The organism is Duganella callida, assembly GCF_004614165.1.
In the GTDB taxonomy this organism is placed as follows: Bacteria; Pseudomonadota; Gammaproteobacteria; order Burkholderiales; family Burkholderiaceae_D; genus Rugamonas; species Rugamonas callida.
Genome location: NZ_SPVG01000176.1, coordinates 1 through 3,869, shown reverse-complemented (window position 1 = coordinate 3,869; position 3,869 = coordinate 1). Strand labels below are relative to the sequence as shown.

Here is a 3,869-nt window from a genome sequence, read left to right as displayed (position 1 = left end):
GACAGCTGCAGCGTCTTGACGTGGCCCAGCGCCAGGTGTCGGCGCACATCTGCTCGATGCCGCGCGCGGCGCGCCAGCCCAGCTCGCGCTCGGCCAGCCCGGGGTCGGCGTAGCACTGGGCGATGTCGCCGGCCCGGCGCGGCGCGAACTGGTAGGGGATGCGGCGGCCGCTGGCCTGCTCGAACGCGTGCACCATCTGCAGCACGCTGTTGCCGCGGCCGGTGCCGAGGTTGTAGGTCAGCACGCCGCCGACCTCGGCCAACCTCTGCAGCGTCTTGACGTGGCCCAGCGCCAGGTCGACCACGTGGATGTAGTCGCGCACACCGGTACCGTCGACGGTCGGATAATCGTTGCCGAAAATCGCCAGCTGCGCGCGCCGGCCCTCGGCCACCTGGGCAATGTAGGGCATCAGGTTGTTGGGGATGCCGTTCGGGTCTTCGCCGATCAGCCCGCTTTCATGGGCGCCCACCGGGTTGAAATAGCGCAGCAGCGCGATCTTCCAGCCGGCGTCGGCCAAGCCGACGTCGCGCAGGATTTGTTCGATCATCAGCTTGCTGCGTCCGTAGGGGTTGGTGGCCTGCAGCGGGAAGTCTTCCAGGATCGGCACCGCGTGCGGGTCGCCGTACACGGTCGCGGACGAGCTGAACACCAGCGTCTTGACGCCCGCCTCGGCCATGGTTTCCAACAACACCTGGGTGCCGTGCACGTTGTAGTCGTAATAGCGCAACGGTTGCTGCACCGATTCGCCCACCGCCTTCAGGCCGGCGAAGTGGATCACCGCGTCGATGCGCTCACGCGCGAACAGTTGCTGCAGCGCGGCGCGGTCGCGCACGTCGGCCTCGACGAACTGGCACGGCTGGCCGGCAATGGCGGCAATGCGCGCGGCCACGCCGGCGTTGCTGTTGACCAGATTGTCCACCACTACCACCTGGTGGCCGGCCGCCAGCAGCTCCACGCAGGTGTGGGAGCCGATGTAGCCCAGCCCTCCCGTTACCAATATCTTCATAAATCCTCGCTGTCGATTACCTCCGGGCAGCCGGGCGGCCGCCCACCTTCCGCCATTTTACAACGGCTTTGTTGTGATAATATCCAGACACCCTGCGGTGCGCCGCCCCGGGCGGGGTAAAATCGGGCTGTTTCATGGTGTTTTGTTCATACTTGCATCCTAAGAGCAACAAAATTTGCGTAAATCCTGTGGTCCGCAATGTTTTTGCGCGTAAAATAAAGCTAGGGCCAGTTACTGCTTATTGTCTTCTGGCATGACTTGCAGATTGGCCAGCCACAGCCTATTGTCCCCACATCTTGCGGCAAATATCTCTATGAAAACTCTGAAAAAACTGTTGCTGAGCGCGGTGCTCGGCGTCGCGGTCAGCGCGACCGCTTCCGCAGCCGACTTCAAGGCCGGATACGGCGTGTTCCAGCTCAACGGCGCCAACTTCTATGGCGTCGGCGTGAATTACCAGGACGCCTTCACCCGCTACGTGCAATCGAATGGCAAGGATGTCACCTGGAAAGCCGGCCTGGCCACGCTGAAGGCTTATAACATCCCGTTCATCCGCATCAATGCGATCGGCTTCTGGCCGGATGACATCCAGAAGAGCTATGTCAGTAATCCGACACTGTTCTACAGCCGCCTGGACGACTTCATGAAGGAATGCGCGGCGCAGAACATCGGCGTGATCCTCGACGTGTTCTGGAACTTCCCGGCGTTCTCCGACATGAACGGCGAACACGTGCCGGCCTGGGGCAACGCCAACAGCAAGACGCGCGTGATGATGCGCAAGATCACCACCGAAATGGTGACGCGCTACAAGGACCACGCGGCACTGTGGGGCTGGGAGTTCGCCAACGAGGCGACGGCGCTGATGGACCTGCCGGCCAGCATCAACAATTACCAGTGGATCCCGCGCGCCTCGACCGCGCCGGCGCGCACCGCCGCCGACAACTTCACGGTCGACACCATCATGAACGCGCTGGCCGATTTCACCGCCACCGTGCGCGCGATCGACAAGAGCCACCCCATCTTCAGCGGCAACGACCATCCGCGCTACAATGCCTACCACCTGCCGTCCAAGTGGGACCAGGACAGCCCGAGCCAGTTCGCCAGCATCTTGACGCGCGACAACAACGTCGCCGACACCGTGTCGCTGCACCTGTATCCGTATGGTGAAATGGCCGGCTTCGGCGTCGACGCGGCCTCGCCGAGCGTGGTGGCCGGCAATTTCAACAACATCATCATCGCCGCCCTGACGCGCAGCCGCCAGACCGACAGCAAAGGCAAGCTGATCGACCCGCGCCCGCTGTTCATCGGGGAATTCGGCACCAGCGACAAGGATCTGGGCGCCGACGTGGCCAAGACCAAGTTCTATGAAATGACCAGCACCATCATCGCCAACCGCGTGCCGCTGTCGGCCGTGTGGGTGTTCGACTGGGCCGCGCAGGAGGGCTCGTACAGCATCACGCCGACCAACAGCCGCAAGTACCAGCTCGACCGTCTGAAGGAAATGAACACGGTCATGCGCGGCTGGAAATAAGCCGCCGCGATCACGGCATCCGCCCGGCCCGACGGCCCGGCCGCGTCAGCGGCCGGGCCGTTGTCGTTGGGCGCCGCGCTCAGCGACCCGGGCAGACGCGGCGATACAATTCCCAAGTCTGGCGCGCGATCTGCGGCCAGCTATAGCGTTCGCCGACGAAGGCGCGCAGGCGCGCGCGGTAGGCGGGGTCGGGCGGCTGCGCGGCCACCGTTTCCAGCGCCGCCGCCAGCGCCGCGGTCTGGCCCAGGGGATAGTAGCGCACCTCGCTGCACGCCACCGCCAGATTGGCCGGGATATCGCTGGCGATCACCGGCAAGCCATAGCTGAGCGCCTCCAGCAGCGCGATCGGCAAGCCCTCGTGCGACGACGGCAACACGAACACGCCGGCGTGCGCATACAGTTCGGCCAGCGCGGCGCCGCTCTGGAAGCCGGTGCAGACCACGCCCGGCTGCGCGGCGGCGGCGTCCAGCACCGCGCGCGTGTGCGCGTCCGGATGATCGGAGGCGCCCACCAGCACCAGGCGCCAGCCGGGCAGGCGCGCCAGGGCGTACGCCTGGATCAGGTCCAGATGGCGCTTTTCCGGCACGATGCGGCTGACCAGCAACACATAGCGCCCGCTCTCCAGGCCGAAGCGCGCGAGGGTGGCGCCGGCCGGCGGCAGCGCCGGCAGCTGCACGCCGTTGGGGATCAGCGCCGGCGCCACGTGGTGCTTGCGCCGCACCAATTCCTCGATCACGCTGGAAATCACGATCGCCTGCTGGGCGTGGCGCATCGACCAGCGCTCGCCCAGCTGCAGGATGGTGCGCGCGAAGCGGCCCCATTTCTGACGGTCGTAATCGGGGCCATGGTGGGTCGCCACCACGCGCAGGCCCAGCAGACGCGCCAGCGGCGTGACGATGCCGGGACCGATGGCCTGGATGTGCAGGATGTCGGGCCGGCGCAGGCCGGCGTACAGCACCGCCAGCGTGGTGTGGACGATCGCCTCGAGGCCGCGCGAGCGCGGGCTCCACAGCGACTTGAAGCGCACGCCGTGCCAGCTGGCGCCGACCGCGGCAGGCTGGTACGGGCTGCGCACCACGGCCTCGACCTCGCAGCCCAGCTTGACCAGCTCGGTGCCCAGCTGTTCGGCGTGGGTTTCCACTCCGCCCTGCACGTTGGGAAAGCCGCGGATGCCGATGATCATCACCTTCATGCGGCCGGCTCCATCGCGAAGCGGGCGCTGACCCGGCGCGCCAGACTGGACCAGCTGAAATCGCTGGCCAGACGCGCGCGCGCGGCCTGCCCCATGGCGCGCCCGCGCGCCGGATCGGCCCACTCTCTTATACACAACTCAAC

General features: G+C 66.2%; 3 protein-coding genes. 1 reads left to right on the top strand and 2 read right to left on the bottom strand.

Going from position 1 to position 3,869, the window contains the following annotated elements; genetic code table 11:
- On the bottom strand, positions 1 to 1,006 hold a 1,006-nt coding region (galE, locus tag E4L98_RS17015; protein ID WP_135202738.1), incomplete at its 3' end, for a UDP-glucose 4-epimerase GalE.
- A gap of 313 nt (positions 1,007 to 1,319) precedes the next feature.
- Between galE and E4L98_RS17010 the strand changes: the two genes are divergently transcribed.
- On the top strand, positions 1,320 to 2,534 hold the full coding sequence (locus tag E4L98_RS17010; RefSeq protein WP_167761358.1) for a cellulase family glycosylhydrolase: 1,215 nt from the start codon (positions 1,320 to 1,322) through the stop codon (positions 2,532 to 2,534).
- A 79-nt stretch (positions 2,535 to 2,613) separates the two neighbouring features.
- Here E4L98_RS17010 and E4L98_RS17005 read toward each other — a convergent pair whose 3' ends face one another.
- On the bottom strand, positions 2,614 to 3,726 hold the full coding sequence (locus tag E4L98_RS17005) for a glycosyltransferase family 4 protein (RefSeq protein ID WP_205746757.1): 1,113 nt from the start codon (positions 3,724 to 3,726) through the stop codon (positions 2,614 to 2,616).
- Positions 3,727 to 3,869 lie beyond the last annotated feature (143 nt).